Source organism: Pseudomonas sp. P97.38 (assembly GCF_001269745.1).
Classification (GTDB): Bacteria; Pseudomonadota; Gammaproteobacteria; order Pseudomonadales; family Pseudomonadaceae; genus Aquipseudomonas; species Aquipseudomonas chlororaphis_E.
On sequence record NZ_LHVJ01000030.1, the window covers coordinates 53,244 to 76,168 of the forward strand.

General features: G+C 62.0%; 21 protein-coding genes and 1 pseudogene. 12 read left to right on the plus strand and 10 right to left on the minus strand.

Features of this window, described 5'->3' with window-relative positions; genetic code table 11:
- The first annotated feature begins 40 nt into the window (after window positions 1-40).
- Window positions 41-2,848: a winged helix-turn-helix domain-containing protein gene (locus AD664_RS25165; protein ID WP_053150976.1), complete on the plus strand. Its 2,808-nt coding sequence runs from the start codon at window positions 41-43 to the stop codon at window positions 2,846-2,848.
- On the opposite strand, the gene AD664_RS25170 is transcribed toward AD664_RS25165, so the two are convergent.
- Window positions 2,795-4,261 carry a winged helix-turn-helix domain-containing protein gene (locus AD664_RS25170; RefSeq protein WP_053150979.1) on the minus strand — a complete coding sequence of 489 codons (1,467 nt, stop codon included), beginning with the start codon at window positions 4,259-4,261 and terminating at the stop codon, window positions 2,795-2,797. The genes AD664_RS25165 and AD664_RS25170 overlap by 54 nt on opposite strands.
- Before the next feature lie 183 nt (window positions 4,262-4,444).
- Window positions 4,445-5,395 carry a GlxA family transcriptional regulator gene (locus AD664_RS25175; protein WP_042729768.1) on the minus strand — a complete coding sequence of 317 codons (951 nt, stop codon included), beginning with the start codon at window positions 5,393-5,395 and terminating at the stop codon, window positions 4,445-4,447.
- A 230-nt stretch (window positions 5,396-5,625) separates the two neighbouring features.
- Here AD664_RS25175 and AD664_RS25180 point away from each other — a divergent pair, with 230 nt between their 5' ends.
- The gene (locus AD664_RS25180; RefSeq protein WP_047737234.1) at window positions 5,626-6,348 is read left to right on the plus strand and encodes a pirin family protein; all 723 of its coding nucleotides are present in this window, start codon (window positions 5,626-5,628) and stop codon (window positions 6,346-6,348) included.
- Window positions 6,349-6,463: 115 nt separating this feature from the next.
- Here AD664_RS25180 and AD664_RS25185 read toward each other — a convergent pair whose 3' ends face one another.
- Window positions 6,464-7,492, minus strand: a complete 1,029-nt coding sequence (locus AD664_RS25185) for a GlxA family transcriptional regulator (protein WP_042729770.1) — start codon at window positions 7,490-7,492, stop codon at window positions 6,464-6,466.
- 8 nt (window positions 7,493-7,500) lie between these two features.
- On the opposite strand from AD664_RS25185, the gene AD664_RS27565 reads away from it, so the two are divergent.
- From AD664_RS27565 to AD664_RS28290, 3 genes and pseudogenes are all read left to right on the plus strand, one after another.
- Window positions 7,501-7,782, plus strand: coding sequence for a hypothetical protein (locus tag AD664_RS27565; RefSeq protein ID WP_152622915.1), 282 nt, complete (start codon window positions 7,501-7,503; stop codon window positions 7,780-7,782).
- Window positions 7,779-8,861 (plus strand): annotated as a pseudogene (locus AD664_RS28285) (cache domain-containing protein); the annotation flags it as partial. The gene AD664_RS27565 and the pseudogene AD664_RS28285, both read left to right, overlap by 4 nt.
- A 93-nt stretch (window positions 8,862-8,954) precedes the next feature.
- A complete protein-coding gene (locus tag AD664_RS28290) occupies window positions 8,955-9,722 on the plus strand; it encodes a methyl-accepting chemotaxis protein (RefSeq protein WP_371260997.1) in 768 nt (255 codons plus the stop codon).
- A 170-nt stretch (window positions 9,723-9,892) separates the two neighbouring features.
- Here AD664_RS28290 and AD664_RS25195 read toward each other — a convergent pair whose 3' ends face one another.
- Window positions 9,893-10,795: a glycine betaine ABC transporter substrate-binding protein gene (locus tag AD664_RS25195; RefSeq protein WP_042729772.1), complete on the minus strand. Its 903-nt coding sequence runs from the start codon at window positions 10,793-10,795 to the stop codon at window positions 9,893-9,895.
- A gap of 191 nt (window positions 10,796-10,986) precedes the next feature.
- Here AD664_RS25195 and AD664_RS25200 point away from each other — a divergent pair, with 191 nt between their 5' ends.
- Window positions 10,987-13,023, plus strand: a complete 2,037-nt coding sequence (locus tag AD664_RS25200) for an NADH:flavin oxidoreductase (RefSeq protein WP_053150982.1) — start codon at window positions 10,987-10,989, stop codon at window positions 13,021-13,023.
- A gap of 47 nt (window positions 13,024-13,070) precedes the next feature.
- Here the strand turns inward: AD664_RS25200 and AD664_RS25205 are convergent, their stop codons facing one another.
- Entirely contained in the window at window positions 13,071-13,856 is a 786-nt protein-coding gene (locus tag AD664_RS25205; protein ID WP_053150985.1) for a pyrroline-5-carboxylate reductase, read from the minus strand.
- Entirely contained in the window at window positions 13,846-14,553 is a 708-nt protein-coding gene (locus AD664_RS25210; protein WP_042729775.1) for a TetR/AcrR family transcriptional regulator, read from the minus strand. The genes AD664_RS25205 and AD664_RS25210 overlap by 11 nt, the downstream gene beginning before the upstream one ends.
- A gap of 176 nt (window positions 14,554-14,729) precedes the next feature.
- On the opposite strand from AD664_RS25210, the gene AD664_RS25215 reads away from it, so the two are divergent.
- The 6 genes from AD664_RS25215 (at window position 14,730) to AD664_RS25235 (ending at window position 20,496) form a co-directional block, all read left to right on the plus strand.
- On the plus strand, window positions 14,730-15,668 hold the full coding sequence (locus AD664_RS25215) for a LysR substrate-binding domain-containing protein (protein WP_053150988.1): 939 nt from the start codon (window positions 14,730-14,732) through the stop codon (window positions 15,666-15,668).
- Between the two features lie 137 nt (window positions 15,669-15,805).
- On the plus strand, window positions 15,806-17,062 hold the full coding sequence (locus AD664_RS25220; RefSeq protein WP_053150991.1) for an SRPBCC family protein: 1,257 nt from the start codon (window positions 15,806-15,808) through the stop codon (window positions 17,060-17,062).
- Between the two features lie 9 nt (window positions 17,063-17,071).
- Entirely contained in the window at window positions 17,072-18,208 is a 1,137-nt protein-coding gene (locus AD664_RS25225) for a hybrid-cluster NAD(P)-dependent oxidoreductase (protein WP_053151241.1), read from the plus strand.
- Window positions 18,209-18,777: 569 nt separating this feature from the next.
- On the plus strand, window positions 18,778-18,954 hold the full coding sequence (locus tag AD664_RS27340; protein ID WP_083454256.1) for a DUF3606 domain-containing protein: 177 nt from the start codon (window positions 18,778-18,780) through the stop codon (window positions 18,952-18,954).
- A gap of 157 nt (window positions 18,955-19,111) precedes the next feature.
- Window positions 19,112-19,321 (plus strand): hypothetical protein, encoded by a 210-nt coding sequence (locus AD664_RS25230; protein WP_053150994.1) that lies wholly within the window; start codon window positions 19,112-19,114, stop codon window positions 19,319-19,321.
- A 407-nt stretch (window positions 19,322-19,728) separates the two neighbouring features.
- On the plus strand, window positions 19,729-20,496 hold the full coding sequence (locus AD664_RS25235) for a hypothetical protein (RefSeq protein WP_053150998.1): 768 nt from the start codon (window positions 19,729-19,731) through the stop codon (window positions 20,494-20,496).
- 498 nt (window positions 20,497-20,994) lie between these two features.
- On the opposite strand, the gene AD664_RS27345 is transcribed toward AD664_RS25235, so the two are convergent.
- The 4 genes from AD664_RS27345 to AD664_RS27980 all read right to left on the minus strand — a co-directional run bounded on the left by AD664_RS27345 (window position 20,995) and on the right by AD664_RS27980 (window position 22,915).
- Window positions 20,995-21,300: a hypothetical protein gene (locus tag AD664_RS27345; RefSeq protein WP_256207161.1), complete on the minus strand. Its 306-nt coding sequence runs from the start codon at window positions 21,298-21,300 to the stop codon at window positions 20,995-20,997.
- A gap of 117 nt (window positions 21,301-21,417) precedes the next feature.
- Entirely contained in the window at window positions 21,418-21,939 is a 522-nt protein-coding gene (locus tag AD664_RS25245) for a lysis system i-spanin subunit Rz (RefSeq protein WP_053151001.1), read from the minus strand.
- Window positions 21,936-22,361, minus strand: coding sequence for a cell wall hydrolase (locus tag AD664_RS25250; protein WP_053151003.1), 426 nt, complete (start codon window positions 22,359-22,361; stop codon window positions 21,936-21,938). Before AD664_RS25250 ends, AD664_RS25245 begins: the two co-directional genes overlap by 4 nt.
- A gap of 59 nt (window positions 22,362-22,420) precedes the next feature.
- A complete protein-coding gene (locus AD664_RS27980; RefSeq protein ID WP_083454258.1) occupies window positions 22,421-22,915 on the minus strand; it encodes a tail fiber assembly protein in 495 nt (164 codons plus the stop codon).
- Between the last annotated feature and the right edge of the window lie 10 nt (window positions 22,916-22,925).

The window sequence follows — 22,925 nt, forward strand, 5'->3', positions numbered from 1 at the left end:
GTATACCCGCCCTGCACCGGGACAGAATATCGAGCGCATGATGAGTCAATCCCCCAGCCTGCCCGTCGACCAGACGGTGCATTTCGGCCCTTACCGGGTCCACCCTCGACAGCGCCTGGTGATGGAAGCCGGGCAACCGTTGCGCCTGGGACGACGGGCGGTGGATATCCTGCTGGTGCTGCTCGAACACGCCGGGCAGGTGGTGAGCAAACAACAACTGATCGCCCGCGTCTGGCCCAAGAGCGTTGTCGAAGACACCAACCTGCGGGTGCACGTCGCGGCGCTGCGCAAGGCCCTGGGCGACGGCCAGGCTGGCCAGCGCTACATCATCACCGTGGCGCAGCGCGGCTACAGCTTCGTGGCCCCCGTGTCATTGGCCCCTCTTGAACCATCGGCGCCCACGCCCCACCCTTCCCTGGCGCACAACCTGCCGCTGCGGCACACGCGAATGATCGGACGCCACGCCCTGCTGGAAAACCTGGTGGCGCAACTGCCGCGCAAACGCTTCATCACCCTGGTGGGCACCGGCGGCATCGGCAAGACCACCGTTGCCCTGCGGGTCGCCGAACGGCTGATCGGCCGCTACCGTGATGGCACCTACCTGCTGGACCTGGCCCCACTGAACGACCCGGTCATGATCGCGCCCAACCTGGCGGCGCTGCTGGACCTGCCGTTGCAGGACGGCGACCCGCTGGAGACCATCACCCGGCAACTCAAGGAACGGCACCTGCTGCTGGTCATCGACAACTGCGAACACCTGATCGACGCCGTCGCCCAGCTCAGCGAAACCTTGCTGCGCGGCGCCCCGCACCTGCACATCCTCGCCACCAGCCGCGAAGACCTGCGTGCCGAAGGCGAACACGTCCAGCGCCTGGACGCCCTGGCGTTCCCACCGCCGGAAATGCCCATCGAAGGCTTCCCGGCCCTGGCGTACCCGGCCTTGCAGTTGTTCGCCGAGCGCGCGATGGCCAGCCGCGACGACTTCGAGCTGACCGACGCCGACGTGCCGCTGGTGGTGGACATCTGCCGGCGGCTGGACGGCATTCCCCTGGCCATCGAACTGGCCGCCGCGCAGATCAGCCGCTTTACCGTGCAACAGCTGCACCGGCAACTGCTGGACAGTCTGGCCTTGCTTCACAACAGCGGCGATGCCGCCCCTCGCCAGCAGACCTTGCGCGCCACGCTGGACTGGAGCTTCGCCCTGCTCACCCCTTGCGAGCAAACCTGCCTGCGACGGCTGGCGGTGTTCATGGGCAGTTTCAACCTGGTCTCGGCGGCGGCGGTGATCGTCGGCCAGCAGGTGGCGCCCGAGCAGGTGCTGGTGTCTGTCAGCCAGTTGGTGGCCAAGTCATTGCTCAACGTCGAGATCGGCGACGAAGAGGTGCGCTACCGCCTGCTGGACACCACGCGCAGTTATGCCCTGGAAAAACTCACCGATGCCGCAGAACTGTCCGCGAGCCGGGAACGTCACGCCGAGCGCTGCCTGACGCTGATGGAACAGGCCGAGGACGATTGGCAGACCACCCCGACGCGACTGTGGATCGGCCGTTACGCGGCCTATCGCGACGACATTCGCGCGGCGCTCGACTGGGGGTTGGGCGCGCAAGGTGTGCGGGCCGTGGCGATCCGCCTGACCGCCCGAACCTTGCCGCTCTGGCAGGAGTTGTCCTTGCTCAAGGAGCATGGCCTCTACGTCAGCAAGGCGCTGGCCTTGCTGCGGGCCACGCCCACGCCATGTCCGAAGCTGACCCTTGCCCTGGAACTGGCGCACGGCAGCTACCGTTACCACACCGAAGGCGGCACCCCGGCCACCATCAATGCCTTCATCACGGCGCGTCGGCTGGCCCGGCAAAGCCAGGACCTGGCCGGCGAATTGCGGGCGGTGTCCGGCCACATGGCGGTCAACCTCAGTTGCGGCAATTACCGCCAGGCGCTGGAGCAGAGCCAGGATTTCGACCGGCTGGGGCCTCAGGGCGACCCGATCCTGTCCCTCAGCGCCCAGCGCCTGCGTGTCCTGGCGCTGCACTTCGCCGGGAACCAGGCCGTGGCCCGCCGCGACGCCGAGCAGGTGATCCAGCGCATGGCCCAGAGCGGGCATCTGAGCCGTTTCACCCACGGTTTCGGCGTGCAGTACGACCAGAGTGTGGCGTCGCTGACCATTCTGGCGCGCATCCTGTGGCTACAGGGCTTCGCCGAGAAAGCCCAGCGGACCGCCGACCTGGCGTTGCAGATTGCCTTGCAGATCAACCATGGCACCTCGATCTGCTACACCCTGGCGCTGGCCAGTTGCGTGATAGCCCGCTACAACGGCGATCACGCAACCGCCCAGGACAGGCTCGACCTGTTGCAGCACCAGACGAAAAAGCACTTCGTGATGTTCTTCCACGACTGGGCCCGGCATTACGTCCGCGCTTTCGATAACCCGCCGCCGGAGATCGACTCGACCAGCGCGCGGTTGGTCCAGGACATCGTCACCACCCTGCGCGCCGATTGCGTCACCCCGGCACAACTGGAACGCGCCCACAGCGGCGCGGCGGGCTGGTGTGCGGCGGAGATCCTTCGGGCCGACGCGCAAACCCTGCTGGCACGCAACGACCCCGCGCTGGAGGCGCGTGCCGAAGAACAATTGCTCAAATCACTGGCGGTGGCCCGGCGAGACAACGCCCTGGCCTGGGAACTGCGCAGCGCCACGACCCTGGCGCGGCTGTGGCAACGTCGGGGCCAGGACCTGGACGCACACGGGTTACTCGGCCCGGTCTATCGGCGCTTCACCGAAGGCTTCGACACCCCCGACCTAATGGAGGCCGACGCGCTGCTCCAGGCCTTGTCGGGGCGGTGCGGGCCTTGAATGCAAGGGTTTGACGGCGTCCTGCAAGAGGTAGCGCCGGTGGTACAACGACCACTGGCCGCTGCGCCGGAGCTTTTCCAGGGCATAGGCGCGCGTGGTATTGAGCCAGAAAAACCGGACGCCATTGGCACAGGCCTCGACCATCACCAGGGACTGGCTGGCCAGGCGTGACAGCAACCACGGCAGTTGATCCACGCCCAGCTCCGGGCAACTGATGACCGCCATCGCCGCCTTCAGGGTAAAGGGCCGCTCAAACACCGCCAGCCGTTGGAACACCCGTTGCTCGGCGGCGCTCAGGCGTTCGAAACTCCAATCCAGCATCGCCTCCAGGCTTTGATGCCGGGCCACCGCGGTACGCCGCCCGTGGCTCAACAACGACAGCCCCTGCTCCAGTTGCTCCAGCACGCCGGCCACGCCCAGCACCCCGACCTGGGCCGCCGCGAGTTCCAGCGCCAGCGGCAAGCCGTCCAGGCGCTGGCAGATTTGCGCGATCGCCACCAGGTCGCGGTCGGTGGCGGCGAACCCTTGCTGCCGGGCGCCAACCCGTTCGATCAGCAGCTGCGTGGCCGGGCTCGCCAACAGTTGCGGCTCAAGTTCAAGGGGCGACACCCGTGCCAGGCCTGGCAACTGCACGGTGCATTCATCGACCATGTTCAAGGCTTCGCGGCTGCTCAACAGCAATGTCACACCGGGCGCCGAGGCGCCCACCCTCAGCGCCAGCTCCCGACAGGCCTGCAACAGATGCTCGCAGCCATCGAGCACCAGCAACAGGCGCCGGGCTTGCAGTTGCCGGATCAGGGCGTCGGGCGCGAGCCCCAGGGCCTGCGCCACGTGTGCCTGCAACTGGTGCGGCTCGGTGAGGGCGGCCAGGTCGACAAACCAGGCGCCGTCGGCAAAATGCTCCAGCAACAGCTCCGCCACCCGCAGCACCACGGTGGTCTTGCCGACGCCACCCGGGCCGGTCACGGTGGTCAGGCGCTGACGGGGCACGTCGGCCAGCAACCGCCCCAACACTTTATCGCGACCGATCACCGGGCTCAGCCGGGCCGGCAGGTTGTGTCGTTCAAGGTCGGTCGTCGGGGCCAGGGAGGCGGCAAGGCAATAGCCTTGCCGGGGATCGTTGAGAATGTACTGGCTGCCGTCCTGCCCGTCGCCAAAGGCTCGGCGCAGGGCGGCGATGTGCACCCGCAGGTTGATTTCCTCGACGACGCTGTCCGGCCAGACGCGGGTCAACAAGGCTTGCTTGCTGACGTAGGCGCCGGCGTGCTCCACCAGCACCTGGAAAATGTCCAGGGCCCGCCCCCCCAGCACAAGCGGTTCGCCATCGCGGGTCACCAGACGTTGCTGGGGGTAGAAGACAAACGGACCGAAGCCCACCGCCGCTTCGGTATCGGGTGTGACGAGACTGTTCATGAGCAATCAAGCGCCGGATCACCGCGGCGGGCATGACGTCGCGAATCAACGAACGCGTCTGCCCCGGCTCCTGCACATCCTTTCCAGAGGGTGTGCCGTTATCTTGGCAGCCATCGTTTGCAGAACAATGCTGGCACAGGACGCACCACGGACATGACGATGCCCTGGACGGACATCTTCGGCTCAACTGAACTGTTGGCGGTACTGGACGGGGGTCAGGCCGAGCTTTTCACTGAACAGCGAGCGCATGTGCCGGACACTGCCGAAGCCGCTGCGAAAGGCCACGGTCTTGAGCGGCAGGTCGGTGCTTTCGAGCAACTGGCGGGCCCGGTCAATGCGCGCGCCTTGCAGGAACTCCATCGGGGTCATCTTCACTTCGCGAGCGAACAGCCGGGCGAAATGCCGCGAGCTCATGGAAGCCAGCGCCGCCATGCGCTCGATGGTGAACGGTTCCTCCAGGTGTTCCATGACATGGTTCTGCACCCGGGTAATGGCCGATTCCTGCGCCGCCACCGCGGCCACCAGCGGACTGAACTGCGCCTGGCCGCCCTGGCGCTTCATCACCACCAACAACACCTTGGCCACGTCCAGCGCCACTTTGCGGCCGTGATCCTGGGCAACGATGGACAGCGCCAGGTCGATACCGGCGGTGACGCCACCGGACGTGATCAGGCGCCGGTCCTGCAGGAAGATTTTATCGGTCTCCACCAGCGCCTTGGGGAAACGCTGGATCAGCCGCTCGGTGTAGTGCCAGTGGGTGGTGACGCGGTAACCGTCAAGCAACCCGGCCTCGCCCAGTACAAAGGCGCCGGTGCAAATCGAGCCGTAGCGCGTGGCCCGCTGCGCGGCGGCCTTCAGCCAGATGTGCAAGCCCGGGTGCCGGTCGTTGTAGGCGCCCGGCCCGCCCGGCACCAGCAACACGTCGTAGGCGGCCCACGCCTGGTCGATGTGGATGTCGGCCTGCACGGTCACGCCGTTGGAAGCGCGCATCGGGCCGCGCTCGGTGCCCAGGGTCAACAGTTGATAATGGTTATCCGCGTCGAGGTACCGATTGGCAATCGAAAACACTTCCAGCGGCCCGGCCATGTCGAGCAACAAGAAATCGGGGAACAGCACCATTGCAACGGTTTTCATCAGTAGAAACGCCAGGAAATCAGAGAGACACAGTAAACGTTCAAGCCCACAAGGTCGGTGGAGGGGCATTATGACGAAGCCAAGCGCCGGGGGCGAGCTGACTATTGTCCACTCACAAGAGACAGTATTTCGTTTTTCATCTACTTATCGAAGATTACGATAACCATTAATCTTCTTCTGAACCCGGCGAACGGCCCAGCCGCCGCCCACAGACATCAGGAGAATCCATCATGCTGACCCTTCGCAAAGCTTCGGATCGCGGCATCGCCCGCCACGGCTGGCTGACCTCGTTCCACACCTTTTCTTTCGCCAACTACCGGGACCTCAACCAACAGGGCTTCTCCGACCTGCTGGTCATCAACGATGACCGCGTCGCCGCCGCCAAAGGTTTCGGCCAGCATCCCCATCGGGACATGGAGATTTTCTCCTACGTGCTCGAAGGCGCGCTGGAACACAAGGACACCCTGGGCACAGGCTCGGTGATTCGCCCCGGCGACGTACAGTTGATGAGCGCCGGCAGCGGCGTGGCCCACAGTGAGTTCAACCACAGCGCGGACGAACGGGTGCACTTCCTGCAAATCTGGATCGTGCCCAATGTCAGCGGCGCCAAGCCACGCTACCAACAGGAGCACTTCAGCGCCGAGCAGAAACGCGGTCGCCTGCAACTGATCATCTCCCCGGACGGCGCCGACGGCTCGCTCGAGGTGCGCCAGGATGCACGGGTCTATGCCGGGCTGTTCGACGGCAACGAAAGCGCCACCCTGACCTTGGCACCGGACCGTTACGCCTATGTGCACGTCGCCCGGGGCTCGGTCGAACTCAATGGCCTGTCACTGCAGGAAGGCGACGGCGTGCGAGTCCGCGAGGAACAGGTGCTGACATTGAGCAACGGCGTGGATTCGGAAGTGCTGGTGTTCGACCTGCAACCGCGGGAACTGCCGCAAATGCCATGAGCCGCGACAGGGCTCCGGGCATGACCGAGGCAACGTTCAAGCGACCGCAATACCCCACAAGGCGCAGGCCTCGTCCGACAAGACGAGGCCTCGGCGCATTCCCCACCCGCAGCGTTTATTTGCGCGCGAACGTCGAACGGTAGCTGCCCGGCGGCACGCCGAAGAAGTCCCGGAAGCGCCGTTGGAAGTGCGGCGAGCTGACGAACCCCGTTGCCACGGCGATTTCCGTCACCGAGCGATTGGTCTGCTGGATGAGCTGGCGGGCGCGGGTCAGGCGCAGCTCCAGGTAGTAACGCGTCGGGGTCGCCCCGAGAAAACTGCAGAAACGCCGCTCCAGCTGGCGCTTGGAAATCTTCACGCAGGCCGCCAGCTCATCGATCGTCAGCGGCTCCTCGACGTTTTGCCACATCAATTCCAAGGCCAACTTGAGGCTTTCCGGCAGCGTTGGGTCGGTCTCGACGAACACCGGCGGCAGGTCCGACGCATCGCCCGATTCATCACAGCGCAGGATTTCCTCGATCGCGCCCACCAGCGCCTCGCCGCCCGTCTGGCGGATCAACTGGAGCATCATGCGCAACGAACTGTTGGCCCCGGCGCAGCTGACGCGTCCGCGGTCCAGGACATAGGCACGGCTGGACACTTTCACGTTGGGGAACACTTCGGCCATCATCGCCCGGCTTTCCGGGTGGACGGCGCACTCGAAACCCTCCAGCAGGCCGGCGTCGGCGACAAAGAACACACCGTTCCACAGCCCGCCCATGATCGCCCCGGCCGTGGCATTGGCGCGCAGCTTGCGGCGCAGCAACGGATGACCTTGCAGTTTCACGCGAAAACCGCCGGCGACGATCATCACGTCCTGGTTTTCCGGCATCTGTGCCAGCTCGATGTCGGTCGAGATGACAATTCCCAGGTCACTCGTCACCTGCCCACCCGAGACGCCCACCGTCAGCACCTCATAGAGGGGCTTGTCGCTCATCAGGTTGGCGGTCACCAGCGCATCGACCGCGCCGGTGAAAGACATCATCGAGAAATTGTCCATCAATACAAACGCGACGCGAATGGGCGCTTGGCTGGCCGGGGTCGCCCCCTGGGGTCGATAAGCCATGTTCTTGTTTTTAAGTACGCTCTCGAATGCGCTTGGCATAGGGCCTCGTGAATACAGAAGACGATCAGGACTTGCTTCACTTTTGCGTTCGCGCAAAGGCGGCAGGGCCATCCGCGCTATTTTCCAGCCTGGCCGCGTTCGCTGCAATCACCTTGCTGCGCGGCGCAGCGGCCGGTCCAAATTACGCTGAATGGTCTCAAGTGCCTACGACTTTGGTCGATATACCGGGTGTGGGCATGGGCGCTTTTCCCTTTCCAGAAACTCGCAACGCCAACCGCTATCGTTTCCGCCGTTCCAACATCAAAAATATTCCGCGGGAGAAGTCATGAATATCAAGCAAAAGCTGACATGGGCGTTCGCGACCATTGCCTGCCTCCCGGTTATCCTGGTGGCGGTGCTCGTCGTATTGAACCTGCGAGACGCGGCAAAGACCAACTTCCTGGACAGCAGCGGCCGCGAGATCCGCCAGATCGACAACGGGATGAAGATGTTCTTCGACGGCATCAGCCAAAACGTCGAGTTCTTCGCCAAGGATCCGCGGATTGTCTCGGCCAAGGGATTGAAGAACTATTCGAGCGCCGACGCCGCACAAATTCCCCTGACGGAAACCAACCAGCAGTTGCTGGCGATCTTCGACGGCTTCGCCAAGTCCCATCCGACCACCGCGTACCTTTCCCTGGGCCAGAATGACGGCGGCTACGCCAGCTGGCCTGACGACGCCAAGTTGTCCAACTACGACCCGCGCGTGCGCCCCTGGTACAAGGCTGCCCTGGCCTCGCCCGGCACCACCACCCGCACCGACGCCTACTATTGGGCGCCGGACGACGTGACACTGATCTGCACGGTCCACACCGTCACCGACGCCAACGGCAAGGTCATCGGCGTTGTCGGCCTGGACGTGTCGCTCAAGCAACTGACCGAACTGGTCAAGGCCATCAAGCTGGGCGACAGCGGTTACCTGATGCTGATCGAGGGCAACGGCAACGTGCTGGTGGATGCCAGTGACGCCAAGCACAACTTCAAGCCCCTCGCCGACCTCGGCCCCAACTATGCCGAACTGGCCAAGAGCGGCGACGGCGTGACTCAGATCGAGATCGACGGCGTGCCCTACATGGCCAACGTGGTCAGTTCCAAGGGCCTGGGCTGGCGCTTCATCGGCCTGATCAAGCGCGACGAAGTGATGGCCGAGGCGTCGAGCCTGACGTGGCTGATCGCAGTGATTGCCGCCGTACTGGCCGCGGTGTTCGCGGTGGTCGGGGCGAGCTTTGCCAGCGTGATCGTGCGTCCGATCCGCGGCGTGGCCAACGGCCTGCAGGAAATCGCCGAAGGTGAAGGCGACCTGACCCGTCAGCTCAGCGTGCAAGGCAAGGACGAAACCGCCACCCTGGCGAGCTGGTTCAACCAGTTCCTGGGCATGATCGCCCAGCTGGTGCAACGCATCGGCAGTGCGTCGTCCGATCTGCAGAGCGCCGCCGCCGATACCAGCGATGTCGCCCAGAACATGAACGAAGCCGCCGGGCGCCAGCGCCAGGCCGTGGAACTGGTGAGCACCGCGTTCAACGAAATGGTCGCCACCGCCAACGAAGTGGCGCGCTCGTGCAGCGAAGCCGCCTCCAGTGCCGACACCGGCTACCGTGACGTACACGACGGCCAGCATCACATCGGCGAAGCCACCGGCAGCGTGTTGAAACTGAGCGAGGACCTGCAGAAGTCGACCCAGACCATGCAGGCCCTGGAGCAGGACAGCAAGAACATCAACACCATCCTCGACACCATCCGCTCGATTGCCGAACAGACCAACCTGTTGGCCCTCAACGCCGCCATCGAAGCCGCGCGCGCCGGCGACCAGGGCCGCGGGTTTGCCGTGGTGGCCGATGAAGTACGGGCACTGGCACGGCGCACCGCCGACTCCACCGGTGAAATCGACAGCCTGCTGGGCAACCTGGCCCGACGGACCCAGGAAGTGACGCAGCAGATGCAGAGCAGCCTGCAAGTGTCGCAAACCAGTGTCGAGCGCATCCAGCAGGCCCGCGACAGTTTCGACAAGATCCGCCACTCGGTGGACTCGATTCGCGACCAGAACACCCAGATCGCCACGGCCGCCGAGGAACAGCATCAGGTGGCGGAAGACATCAACCGGCACATCGCGCAGATCCATGCCGACGCCCAGTTGGTCGAGGAATTCGCCCACTCGGCACAAACCGGTTCGGGCCGCCTGACGGACATTTCCGGGCAGCTCAAGGGGCTGGTGGGACGCTTCAAGTTCTAAGAGATGGCCCCAAGGGAGCCAGGGACGGCTCCGGGGTCAGACTGTCTAATGCATCGCCTGATCGATCAATCGTCATCAGCGACGATGCTCCTGCAAAAACTGCCAACGAAACCGGTGCCCCTCACCGTCCATCAAGGGCACCGGCCCGCCCCATCACTCAACGCCGGCGATCATTGCTGGCCCGTTGTCGCGGACGCCGTCTGGTTGCCGAACATGGCTTCGAAACGCGGCTTGTTCGCGGCGTAGTACTCGGCAACCACTTTGTCAGCCGAGCTGTCGCGAGCGCTGGCCATCAACTTCTCAAGATCAGCCTGGGGAATCTTGAAATTGGCGAAAAACCGCGCGACGTCAGGGTGCTGCGCGCTGAAGCCTTTGCGGGCAACGGCGTGGATCTGCTCGGCGCCGCCAAAGATCTGCTTGGGATCATCGAGGTAGCGCAGCGACCATTTGGAGAACATCCAATGGGGACTCCAGGCGTTGATCAGTGACCACCGGTCACGCTTGAGGTTGCGGTCCAGCTCGCTCAGCATGCCGGACTCCGAGGACGCGACCATCTTGTAGCCATCGAGCTTGTAGGCCTGGATGGCTTTCTCGGTGAGCTTGTACTGCCCATTGCCCACTTCGGAGGTGAGGATCTTGCCGCCGAGTTTCTCCCGCACCTCAGGCTTGTTGAGGTCTTCGACGCTGGCCAGTTCGCTGGTGGGAACGGACGTCGGCACCGCCATGCCGATCCGCCCCTCATACAGCCAGCCCAGGTCTTCGAGCTTGTCCTGGTACTTGTCATAGAACGACTTGTGCGTGTTCGGCAGCCAGACCATCGGAATCAGGTCGATGCTGCCGTTGGCGAGTGCCTGGAACTGAATGCCGATATCGGCCAGGACCAACTTGACCGGTTGCTTGAGATGGTCTCGCAGGGCCGTGTCTGCCAGTTTCACGGCGATTTCCGTATCCGACCAATTCACCCACCCGATCCGGATAGGCGTAGGTTCCTCGGCTTGTGCAACCAGGCAACTGGAGGCCATCGCCAGGCCGGCGAGCCAGCCGATACAGCTTCTACTGGATAACGTGATCATGGTGCGTCTCCGCGTCTGTATTAATGGTTATTGGCAGGGCAGTAGAAAAAATTTCAAGCCGATAGTAATCCCGGCCTTGGGGTTGGGCAAGGGAAATGTACACCAGTGTCACAACCGTTGACACAGGTGAACATTGCACATACCGTCATGTCAAAACCCAGCCTGATGTTCTGTTCCCGGAGCGCAACACCATGTCCAGCGATCCCTTGCTGCAGCCCTACCAGATCAAACACCTGACCCTCAGAAACCGGATCATGACCACCTCCCATGAGCCGGCTTACCCAGTCGACGGCATGCCGAAAGACCTGTATCGGGCCTATCACGTCGAACGTGCCAAGGCCGGCGTGGCATTGACCATGACCGCCGGGTCCGCCGCGGTATCGCGGGACAGCCCGCCGGTGTTCAACAACGTGCTGGCGTACAAGGACGAAGTGGTCAAATGGATGAAGGACCTGACCGACGAGTGCCACGAGCACGGCGCGGCGGTGATGATTCAGCTGACCCACCTGGGGCGGCGCACGCGCTGGGACAAGGCCGACTGGTTGCCGGTGGTCTCGCCTTCGCATCGCCGCGAGGCCTCGCACCGGGCCTTCCCGAAAAAGCTGGAAGACTGGGACATCGATCGCATCATCAAGGACTACGTCGACGCCGCCGAGCGCATGAAGGCGGCCGGACTCGATGGCTTGGAATTGCAGGCCTACGGTCATCTCATGGACCAGTTCTGGTCGCCCCTGACCAACGACCTCGATGGCCCCTACGGCGGTTCGTTGGAGAACCGCTTGCGCTTTACCTTCGATATCCTGCGCGGCATCCGCCAACGCTGCGGCGAAGACTTCCTGCTGGGGATTCGCTACACCGGCGATGAAGACCTGCCCGGCGGTTTCGGGGCCAGCGACGGCCTGCGGATCTCCCATATGCTCAAGGACAGCGGCCTGGTCGACTTCCTCAACGTCGTTCGCGGGCACATCGACACCGACGCCGGCCTCACCGATGTGATCCCGATCCAGGGCATGCGCAATTCCCCGCACCTGGACTTTGCCGGCGAGATCCGCTCGGCCACCGGTTTCCCGACCTTCCACGCCGCCAAGATTCCCGACGTCGCCACGGCACGACACGCCATCGCCTCCGGCAAGGTGGACATGATCGGCATGACCCGCGCGCACATGACCGATCCGCACATCGTGCGCAAGATCATTGAAAAACGCGAAGAGGACATCCGCCCCTGCGTGGGCGCGAACTACTGCCTGGACCGCATCTACCAGGGGGGCGCGGCGTATTGCATCCACAACGCCGCCACCGGGCGCGAAACCACCATGCCCCACGAGATTTCCAAGGCGCCGCTCAAGCGCAAGGTGGTGGTGATCGGCACCGGCCCGGCAGGCCTGGAGGCGGCACGGGTGGCCGGTGAACGCGGGCATGCCGTCACGGTATTCGAGGTGGCGGACCAACCCGGCGGGCAGGTCCGCCTGACAGCCCTCAGCGAACGCCGCCGCGAGATGATCAGCATCATCGAATGGCGCATGGCGCAATGCGAACGCTTGGGCGTCACGTTCCACTTCAACACCTGGGCCGAGGCCGAGACGGTATTGGCCGAGGAACCGGACGTGGTAATCGTCGCCACCGGCGGCCTGCCCCACACCGAGGTGCTCAAGCACGGCAATGAACTGGTGGTGTCGACCTGGGACATCATTTGCGGCGACGTCAAACCCGGCAGGAATGTGCTGATCTTCGACGACGCGGGCGACCACGCCGCACTGCAGGCGGCCGAAGTCATCGCCAGCAGCGGCGCGAAACTGGAGATCGTCACACCGGACCGCTCATTCGCCCCGGAAGTGATGGCGATGAACCTGGTGCCCTATATGCGCAGCCTGCAAGACCTGAACGTCACCTTTACCGTCACCTACCGGGTCGACACCGTCGAGCAACGCGACGGGCAACTGGTGGCAACCTTCGGCAGCGATTATGGCCAGGTGCACAAGCAGCGCGTGGTCGATCAGGTGGTGATCAACCATGGCACCCTTCCCCTCGATGATCTGTACTTCGAATTGCGCCCTTACTCGCGCAACAACGGCGCGATCGAGCAGCAGGATCTGATCGCCGGCAAGCCCCAGAACATCGTGACCCACCCGGAAGGCCGCTTCCAACTGTTCCGCATCGGCGATGCCGTGTCGGCACGCAATACCCACGCGGCCATCTACGATGCACTGCGCTTGCTCAAGGACATTTGAGGTCCTGACCCCTGTGGCGAGGGCTCTCGCCGCAGGGGTCATCCGTCTCAGCCATGAAGCCCTTTGCGAGCCACCGCCGCCCCGGCCTGCAAGGCCTGGCCGAGGTGTTCTTCGAAGCGGCTGTCGACCATTGACTGCAACGCCGCGGCCGTGACGCCTCGATAGGCCACCAAGGCCTCGATCATTTGCTGCGCGTCATGGGTTTGCAGCAGTTGGCTGCTGTTGACCACCACGTTCCTGGCGGCCAGTTGCGCGATATCGGCAGGCAGGCCGGCGGCCATTGCCTGGTTGGCCAGCGCGGTCATCAGCAAGGCCGGAAAAGCCGGGCCGGTGCCCGACAGTGCAGACAGGTAGTCGATGAATCCCTCTTCCTGGACCTCTGCCGCCGTGCCCACGGATTCGAACAGCTGCTGCACCAGCTCTCGCGTCGCGGTGTCCACCGCTCCCGAACAGAACCAGGGCGTAAAGGACTGCCGGATTTCCACCGCCGCGTTGGGCATCGCCCGCACCACCGCCAAAGCCGAGGTTTGCGTGGCAATCGCCTGCGCGGTGATCCCGGCCATCAATGAAATGACGACCTTGCCTGTCGCATCGATGTCCAGGCTGGCGAAATGCTCGGGTCGCACGGCAATGATCACCGCATCGCTGCGCGCCACCAAGGCCTGGTTGTCCGTGACCAGGCAAACACCTTGCCCGGCCAGGGGATGGCTGCCCGAGCGATTGGAGAGCACCAGGTTAGCGGCCGGCAGCCGCGCAGTGGCCAGCAACGCGTTGGCGATTGCCCCGCCCAGCCAGCCGGTTCCGCCGATGATCCCCAGGGTCTTACTGATCATCACCCGCCCCTTCCTCGAACGTCTCGGCCAAGGGCACGAAGACTCCCGGTTCTTTTTCGGCGTAGCCGAACTTCCCATAGAAACGATCCAGCTCGCGCTGCTTGGGCACCTTGCCGGTGAAGATGCTCACGTAATGCGGAATACGCTCGAAACGCGTGGTGATCAGCTCACGGGTGTTCATGCTGATGTAGCCGATCTGGGTCAGGTAGATCGTCCGGGCCCGGGTGTCGGCCCCCTGACTGTCGTAGCCAAAGCGCTTGAACATGCTCGCCAGCGCATTCATCCGCTGTTCATCCACGGTAGCGACTTCCTGGGCCACCTCCGCCGACTGCAGCGCCCAACTGCGCACCGCGAACTCGAATTGCGAGTCGAACAGTTGCGGGTTGAGCCAGCACTCGAACACGTTCAGAATCGCTTCGGAAATGCTCTCGGCATAACTTTCGGTCTGGCGGATCAGCCCGCCGGTGTTGGTCTCCCGCCAGCGGGAGAGCAGAGCCGCCAGCAACTGTTCGCGATCCTCGAAAAACCAGTAGAAGCTGGTTCGTGACAGACCCAGGCGCTTGGCGAGCGGCATGACCCGGACGGCGTCGATGCCCGATTCCTTCAAGGCGTCGTAGGCGGCCTCCAGCCAACCTTCCGGCGACCCGCGCCAACCGCTGTCCTGGGCCTTGCCACGCGCCTTCCCTAACTGGGACATCTCGCTTCACCTTCTTCAAAAAACCTGAACCGAATGTACCGTGCCGACCGAAAAATGTACATCTGAGTACATTTCATTGACCAAATAGTTGAGAGCAGGCAGGCTTGATCCGGTTCGTGTTCTTCGATGCAAACCCCGCCCATGAACGCCCACAAGCCCCGCAGCGGAATGTGCCCATGCAACCCAGCGAGATGGATAAAAAGGTCAAGGGCTATCGACGGTTGATCCCGTCCATGACTGCCCTGTTGGAGTTCGAAGCCGTGGCGCGGCTTGCCAGTTTTACCCTCGCGGCCCAGGAACTGGGTGTGACCCAGGCGGCCGTCAGCAAGCAGATCCGCCTGCTGGAAGATACGCTGGGCACCAAGCTGTTCCATCGCCTGCACCGCGCCATCAAGCTGACACACGAGGGCTATCTGCTGCATTCGGTCGTGGCCGAATCCATTCACCGCATGGCCAGCGTATTCGACAAGATTGCCGAGGGCATCGGCGAACAGGAGATCACCCTGGCCTGCACCGGGGCGTTTTCCCACATGAGGATCCTGCCTCGGTTGATGTCGCTGCGCACGCTGCAACCGCAATTGAAACTGCGCTTGATCACGCCGTTGCTTTCGACGGGCGCCTACCGGGATGACGCAGACCTGGCCATCCGCTTCGGCAACGGCAAATGGGATGACGGCCGCTCGATCTTCCTGTTCGACGAAGAGGTGTTTCCGGTGTGCTCGCCCGCCTGGCTGGCGGCCCACCCGGCGCCAACGTCGATCGATGATTTCCTGGACGTGGCCCTGATCGACTCCGACGCCACCCTCGAAGGCTGGATGACCTGGAACGGCTGGTGCCGGGAACTCGGGGACATGCATCCCAAACTGAATTATTCACTGCGGTGCAGCGCCTACAACGACGCGATCCAGGCCGCTCTCCAGGGGTATGGCATCGCGCTGGGCTGGGGCCGACTGATTGCGCACCTGCTCAACAGTGGCGAACTGGTCAGGATCACCCCCTACGTGGTCAAGCCCAAGGACGCCTACTACGTGGTCGTGCCCACCGGTCGAGAACCGGGCGCGATCACCCCCACATTAGTTGATTGGTTACAGGACGACAGCTACCTGAAACATTGACCGACAGTAATGCTTTGTTGGCATAACTGCGGGTTATGCCAAGGTGAAAATAAAGCGCGTTGACGGAAAAATACCCCGTTTCGATACTGTACTGGCCGCCACTTAGCGACTTTTATTAGTTCGAGCGAGATCCCTCAATGACCCTCAGCGCCGTGAAAACCCACCGTGAACTTCTATCCGATCGCGCAACCGGGCACGGCATGCCCGGCGGCCTGTTCGGTCGACAGGATGTCTTCGAAAACGACGTGGATATCTTCTTTACCCAGCATTGGATACTGGTCGGTGTGACCAGCGACATTGCCGAGCCCGGGGATGTCTCCAGCCTCGACATCGGCAAGTCTTCGATCCTCCTGATACGCGACGATGACGAGCAGGTGCAGGCATTTCGCAATGTCTGCCGGCATCGCGGGGCGCGTTTGAAGCCGGCGGGCAAATCCACCGTGGGCCTGTTGGTCTGCCCTTATCATCAGTGGACTTATGACCTGGACGGCAGTTTGAAACATACCGCGCACATGGGCCAGAACTTCGACCCTACCTGCAAGAGTCTGATACCGGTTCACACCAAAGTGGTGGGCACGCATATATTCGTTTGCCTGGGTGACGAAGCGCCGGAAGATATCAGTTACCTTGACCACGTCATGTCGCCGCGCTTTGCCCAATACGAACTTACTTATTCAAAGATTGCCCATGAATCGGAAATTATCGAGAACGGCAATTGGAAGCTGGTCATCGAGAATAACCGTGAGTGTTATCACTGCGCCGGTACTCATCCCGAACTGACAGCGTCGTTCCTGCCGGAAGATTTCGGCTTCTGCACCGACGGGCTTAGCGAGGACTCGCTTCAGGCGCTCGACGAATACCACCGTCGCAATGCCGACACCAAGCGCAACTGGGAGAACGAGGGCTACCTCTGCGACGCCGTCGAACACCTGGGCGAGGACGTCGTCACTCAATTCCGCTCGCAACGCCTGGTCATCGCCGGCCATGGCGAATCCCAGACCCTCGATACCCGAGTGGCCTGCACGCGCCTGTTCGGCCACCTCACCCGCCGTGACCTGGGGGACATGCACCTGTGGACGCACAACTCATGGACGCACGTCATGAGCGACCACGCCGTGATCTCCTACATCATCCCCCTGGCGCCGGACAAAACCCTGGTGCGGACCAAGTGGCTGGTGCACGCGGACGCCATCGAGGGCGTGGACTACCAGTTGGATAAACTGACCGAAGTCTGGGCCGCGACCAACCTCCAGGACGCCAGCCTCGTGGGCATCACCCACAGCGGTACCCAGGACCCGGCCTATGCACCGGGACCGTTCTCGGCCTTCACCGAGTCTTATGTCGATCAGTTCTCGCGCTGGTACTCGGCGCGCCTGGCCGCCCATGGCGTGTGAGCAATGGACATGACAACTTACGAAAACCTTGCCTCCCTTGAGCCTACCGACGCTGCCAGACGCTTTACCGACCCACAGACGTGGAGCACGTTTGGCGCGCAATGGAACAGCGGCGAACAGAAAACCCTGGTGTGCTGCGCCGTGTACCCGGAAACCCATGACGTGAAGACGTTCGTGTTTCGCTGCGCGGACTTCAGCGCGCTGAGTTTCGAAGCGGGCCAATTCATCACGCTATCACCGGTCATCGCCGGCCAGCCCATCGCCCGCTGCTACACCGTGTCGTCGTCCCCCACTCGCCCGTTCGCGTTCGCCATCACCGTCAAGCGGGTGCCGGGCGGGCTCGTGTCGAACTGGCTGCACGACCGCCTCCAGTCCGGGGACTGCCTGCGCGCGTCCGGCCCGGCGGGGAGCTTTACCCCGGTCGGCATTCCGGCGAAGAAATGGCTCTACCTGTCGGCAGGCTCCGGCGTCACGCCCTTGATGTCGATGACCCGCACAGCCTTCGACATGGCCAGCGACCTGGACATCGTCTTCGTGCACAGCGCCCGTACGCCGACCGACATCATCTTCCACGACGAACTCCAGGGCATGCAGGCGCGCATGGCCGGCCTGCGCGTGCTGCACGTCTGCGAAAGCCCGGGCACCAGCGTCGACTGGCAACACCCCATCGGCCGGCTCGATTTGCCTTTGCTCAGCCAACACGTCCCGGACTTCAGGGAGCGCGAAGTGTTCACCTGCGGCCCTCAAGGCTACATGGAGGCCGTCAAATCGCTGCTCAAGGACGCGCGGTTCGATTTCACCCACTACCACCAGGAAAGCTTCGACATCTCGGTGCTGAACGCAGAGCCGATGATCGAACAGGCCCCTTCGCTGGATCAGGCGAGCCTGTTCACGGTGACCCTGTCCCGCTCGGGAAAGACCTTCACCATGACCGGCACCCAGACCGTGCTGAGTGCGGCCAAGAAAGCCGGCGCCATCGTGCCCTCCTCTTGCAGCCAGGGCGTGTGCGGCACCTGCAAGACGGCGCTGCTCGAAGGCACGGTGGACATGAACCACAACGGCGGGATCCGCCAACGGGAAATCGACAAGGGCCTGCGCCTGCTGTGCTGCAGCAAGCCGACGTCGGACCTGGTGATCGATCTCTGACAAGGTCTGCTGGAGCCCCTGACGAGTCCTTTGCGTGGTGGACGGTGCGGTATTGATCAGCGAAGGCATGGGCTTGACGGGGCGGCCGTTACAGGCGCCGGGGGAGCGGATTGTGCCGTTGAGTGGGAGGGTTCGGCGGGTGGTGATTTGAGAGGACGGGAGGGTGTGGGCACGCGTCCGACTTGTTTAGGGTTGGGCTAAATGCGGGGATCACACCGCGCGCACACGGAGTTGCTTTGCGCAGGTTTTACGCAGGCACAAAAAAGCCGATCTACTGATCGGCTTAAGTGTCTGATGTTACTCAGAAATATGGTCGGGACGGAGTGATTCGAACACTCGACCCCTAGCACCCCATGCTGGGAGCTGTAGAAGACTAACTTACTGTTTTATAAGATTTTATTCATATTTACGGCAGCGCAAAAAGAAAGGATTTTTGTGCTTATGCAAACGAAAACACGCGGCCTCCAGAGGAGGTTTTGCGCATTTGAGAAGGGTCAAGGCGAGCTTAACTTGCTGGTCTATGCTGCTATGGCCTGGACTGTCCCAGGTCTGCCAAAAGGAGATTTGTGATGGGTGACGATTTGAGCAATCGCGGACCGCAAGACCGGGCTCGCGTGAATACGTCTGAAGCCTGGGAGGTTAAGTACTGGTGCAATGAGTTCGGTGTGACGGAGGAAGAACTGAAGGCCGCTGTCAAAGCCGCTGGGCCGATGGTTGTCGATGTCCGCAAAAAACTCGGCAAGTAGGCTCCCCTGCCCCGTGCTCGGTGCGGGGCTCTTCTATCAACTTCGAGAGCTGTCAGGAGTTGGATATTCCTACGGTAATGCCCCCTTTCCTACGGCGTTCTGCCGACCTATCACCACTCCCCCTGCTACGCTGATTTCTACGAAGTAGGAGTCATAAATGCATAACCTTGATCTGCTCCCTCAACTGCTCACCAAGATTGCCGAAAACCAGCTCGCCCTGGAGGCAGCAATCATGGAACTGTCCAACTGGGCTGCGGCGAACGGCTTCGCCGTCGTCGATCAAAACGTCCGTGGGGCGTTGGCTACTCTCGAACGGAACGATGAATTCGTGAAAACGGCACTGGCCGTGATAAGCACCCCCGAATAAGCCCTATTCTGTCGTCGATGCAGATTCAGGCGGGGCAATCCAATATGCGTCTCTCACCTCATCCAAGGCGTGCCAAGGCTGGGAGTGGAATCTCGCATTTTTGCAGCCCGGACGATGGGCGAATGCAGTCTCCCTGTCGGCTTCTGACTGCTCTACACCGCAGCCTTTACATCTGACGGTCTGGTTGATTAGAGACCAGCTTTCATGCCACAAAACCAATTTTTCGAGCGGGGTCACTTCGTCGTTACCTTTTCGCAAAACCTGTACAAAATATAAAAACAGGTACAAGAATTGTAAATATCTTCACCGTCGCCTCTTTCCGATACAGCTCGTCGGCTCCCCCTCGCCAGCCTCCTCCTTACTCGACTACTGTACATATAAACAGTAATTGCATAAGCGATTCCCTCATGAACTTCGAACAGGCCAAGGCGCTAAGGATCAGGCAATGGCGAGACACGCTGGATGATCAAAATTTTCGACGTGAGAACCCGGAGGCGCACCGCTCAAGCCTTCGTGACTTGAGTGCCAAGCTGGCTGAAGAAAACCTGATCGACAGGCTTGAGCAGTTCGACATGGACGAAATGGCAAACGCCGCGTATTGGCTAGCCATAGAAGAGCTGCATGCGAACCCAGTGGTCTATCGTTCCTCCTATGGCTATGACGTCATGCCCCGTGGCGGTGGACCTAGGCTTGGAACTTTATTCCATTCTGTATTGACGCTCGACGGAGACAACGCTTCAGAGGTTCGTGGGTTTAACGGCAAGATTTATCACACGGAGAACGGGCTGGAGCTAAATCAGGACTACCACCATCTGCATGGCACAGTAGAGGGCTTGGTCCTCAAGCTGAAGGATGGACGACAGTTTGACCTGGTCGAAACGAAGGGGATGGTCCAAGGAGTCATCTACGACAAGATTGATGATCCGGACGTATATCGTTGGATGACCGACCTTATCCAGGTTGCCACCGAAAACAAGCTTTTGAAGATCCTACTGAGGATCCGGCCTTTCTATGAAATGGCGAGGTTCGTCCAATGCCCAACCTGCTTGGACCGGTTTGGCAAGCGCGAGGACTGCGGGCCCTGCGCCGGCAGAGGTTTCGTCGAAAAACCGCTAGTTCCCGAGCAAACTTCCACAGGAGCGACGGTGTCATCTGTCCAGGACCAGTGCAATTGAGGATGAGATATGTGCGGTGGAGTTGAGGCAGCGGACAAAAACCGCGCGTACGAAAGGGTCAAGGTGTACTTCCCAAATCCAAGGGCAGCGTTTCCCGTGCTGCTCCCGGACGGGACAGATCTTGGATGGGTGCGATGGGGACGTCGCCGAGAAGAAGAAGGCACCGGTCCGTCAGGGGGGTGGGCAAAGCTTGAAACGTTAGAACGTGGGGGATGGGAGAAATATCACCCACGGCGGGCGCTAGGCCTGGTGCAGCGATACATGGAGAAGGACGGAGAGCGGGTTTCCCACTGGTTTGACATGAACGAAGGCTACGGACTGGAATGCTTGGTGTTGGGCGATGGCGAAGAGCAGCGCGTGTACGTTGTCACCACCTCCCCGCCCCCAGAGTACGCATGGATTCATGACCGGTGGCCGATGATCGGGCGCATTCCTCCTAACGTTGGATATCAGCCCGTCCTGAATCCGGATTTTCCCGAGTGACCGAGTCTCCAGGCCTCAATGACGTGTTTTATTCGACAAAGCAGGCGCATCAACTTGGGGAGCATTGGAAGAGACCTTTTGGACCCGCCGGGTCTTTAAGCGCTGACGCGCCAATCCGATGTCTTCGGCGATATAACGAGCCAGCCTGTTGAGACCGGCTTCGCCTCGATATTGGCTTCTGACTAAGCCGACAACCGCAAAGCTGTCCCCGTCTTCACCTCCGATTAGTAGAGAGGTGGTTCCGTCCGGGCTGATGGTGCACTCAACGGTGCAGCCAGGCAGCAATTCGTGCAAGGCCCCCTCTATTTCATCTTTCGTCAACCTGTCCATTCCTTTGCCCCGGCCATATCACGTCAGAACATTCTAGCAACTCAGGGAACGGTAGTAGTGGCAAGGAAACGACGGATATTCGCCGCACCAACTACAGCCGGACTGTTTTCACTTTCCTCCAGATATTCCTTTTGCATACGCCTGGCACGCCTTCAGCGCGATCAGCCCCCGGTCGCCGGCGTCGGTGATGGCGATAATTCGTTGAGCATGCGCTGGGTCAAGTTGGGCTCTCGCTCTTCCATGAACCACGCCGCCGGCGCCGGCGGTGGCAGGCACTGGGCTGCAACTGGCTGGATCCGCGGTGTCGAGAAGGACTGACAGCCGCAAATCAGAAGTGGCAAGGCGATCGCGCAGGCGATCTTGATCACGTTGGGCATCGCTCAATTCCTTGTAGTGGGTTTGTTCACTGGCTGACACTTGCAGTTCCAGGGCCAAGCGCTTGTCCTGCTCGGCACGGGCCTGGGCCGTGGCGGCGCTGCCGATGCTGGCCAAGTCAGCCTGGTGCAAGCCGGCCTGCTCGGCGAGCTTCTTGCCCATCCGCCATTCCTGAACCTGCCAGGTCGCGCTCATGGCAAGGATCAAGGCTACGGCCATGCCGGCGACCATCAGTTTTACTGAGGCGGGATTCATGGGACGTCCTTGAAGAAAAGGTGGTTGCCCAGGCGCAGGGTCTGCGTGGCCTTGGCTGCCCAGGCCGGAGCCTTCGGCATGGTCGTGGCGTAGTAGTGGGTCGCGCCTTTGGTCAGGTCTGGCTCGGCGCCGGAGATCACCAGGTCCGCCGCGCGCTGGGCCTGAGCGAACTGCTTCGGCGGGATTGGCTTCGCGCCGCTAAGGTACGGGTAGTTCAGGTCGTTCTTGTTCCAGCAACTGAACTGGTACGGCGCCAGACACACGCCGGCGTAGCCTTCGCCCCACCAGGACTTGGCCCGGCCATCTTCCACCCGGTTGCGGATGGTCCAGGCAACGGCGATCTGCCCGGCCAGGCCTTCGCCGCGGGCTTCCCCCCACAGCGTGCGGGCGAGGATGTCACGGTCCTTCTCGGAAACGGTCATAACTTTTCTCCAGGCAAAAAAAATCCCGCTCAGCGGCGGGCTCGTCAGATGTGCAGAGTTCAGGCAGGGGGTACCGGCCAGGCAACGTCGTCCGGGTATCCCGGCTGGTCGGGTAAGCGATTGAGCGCAACCCTGAATTTTTTCCAGGCCTTCAGCGCCGCAACTTCCTCGGCGGTTGCCTCATCGATGTCGACGGCATCCTGCAACGGGGCGATGGCCTGATCTGCAACTTGCCGCAGGCCTGCTATTTTCTCGGTCGCCTCCCGCAACTTCATCGCCGGCAGGAGCTGCTCAATCTCTTCTTGGGAAGCCAGGCGCATGCCGAGCATGACGCTCGCGGCGGAAAAAATGAGGGTGATACCGTCAGTCCAATAACGGGGCTGTGGGTTCAGGTGCGCGACAATCTCGTCGGCTGACATCTTCCGCAGATTGACGCCAATGTAACTATCCTGGCTCCCATCCTCAGGGTAGGCATAAACCAAGCCGGTCGTTTCATCCACATAATACTTGTGCGGGACATAAATAGACTCAATAGCCATTTCATCGCCATCCATTAACTTGCCC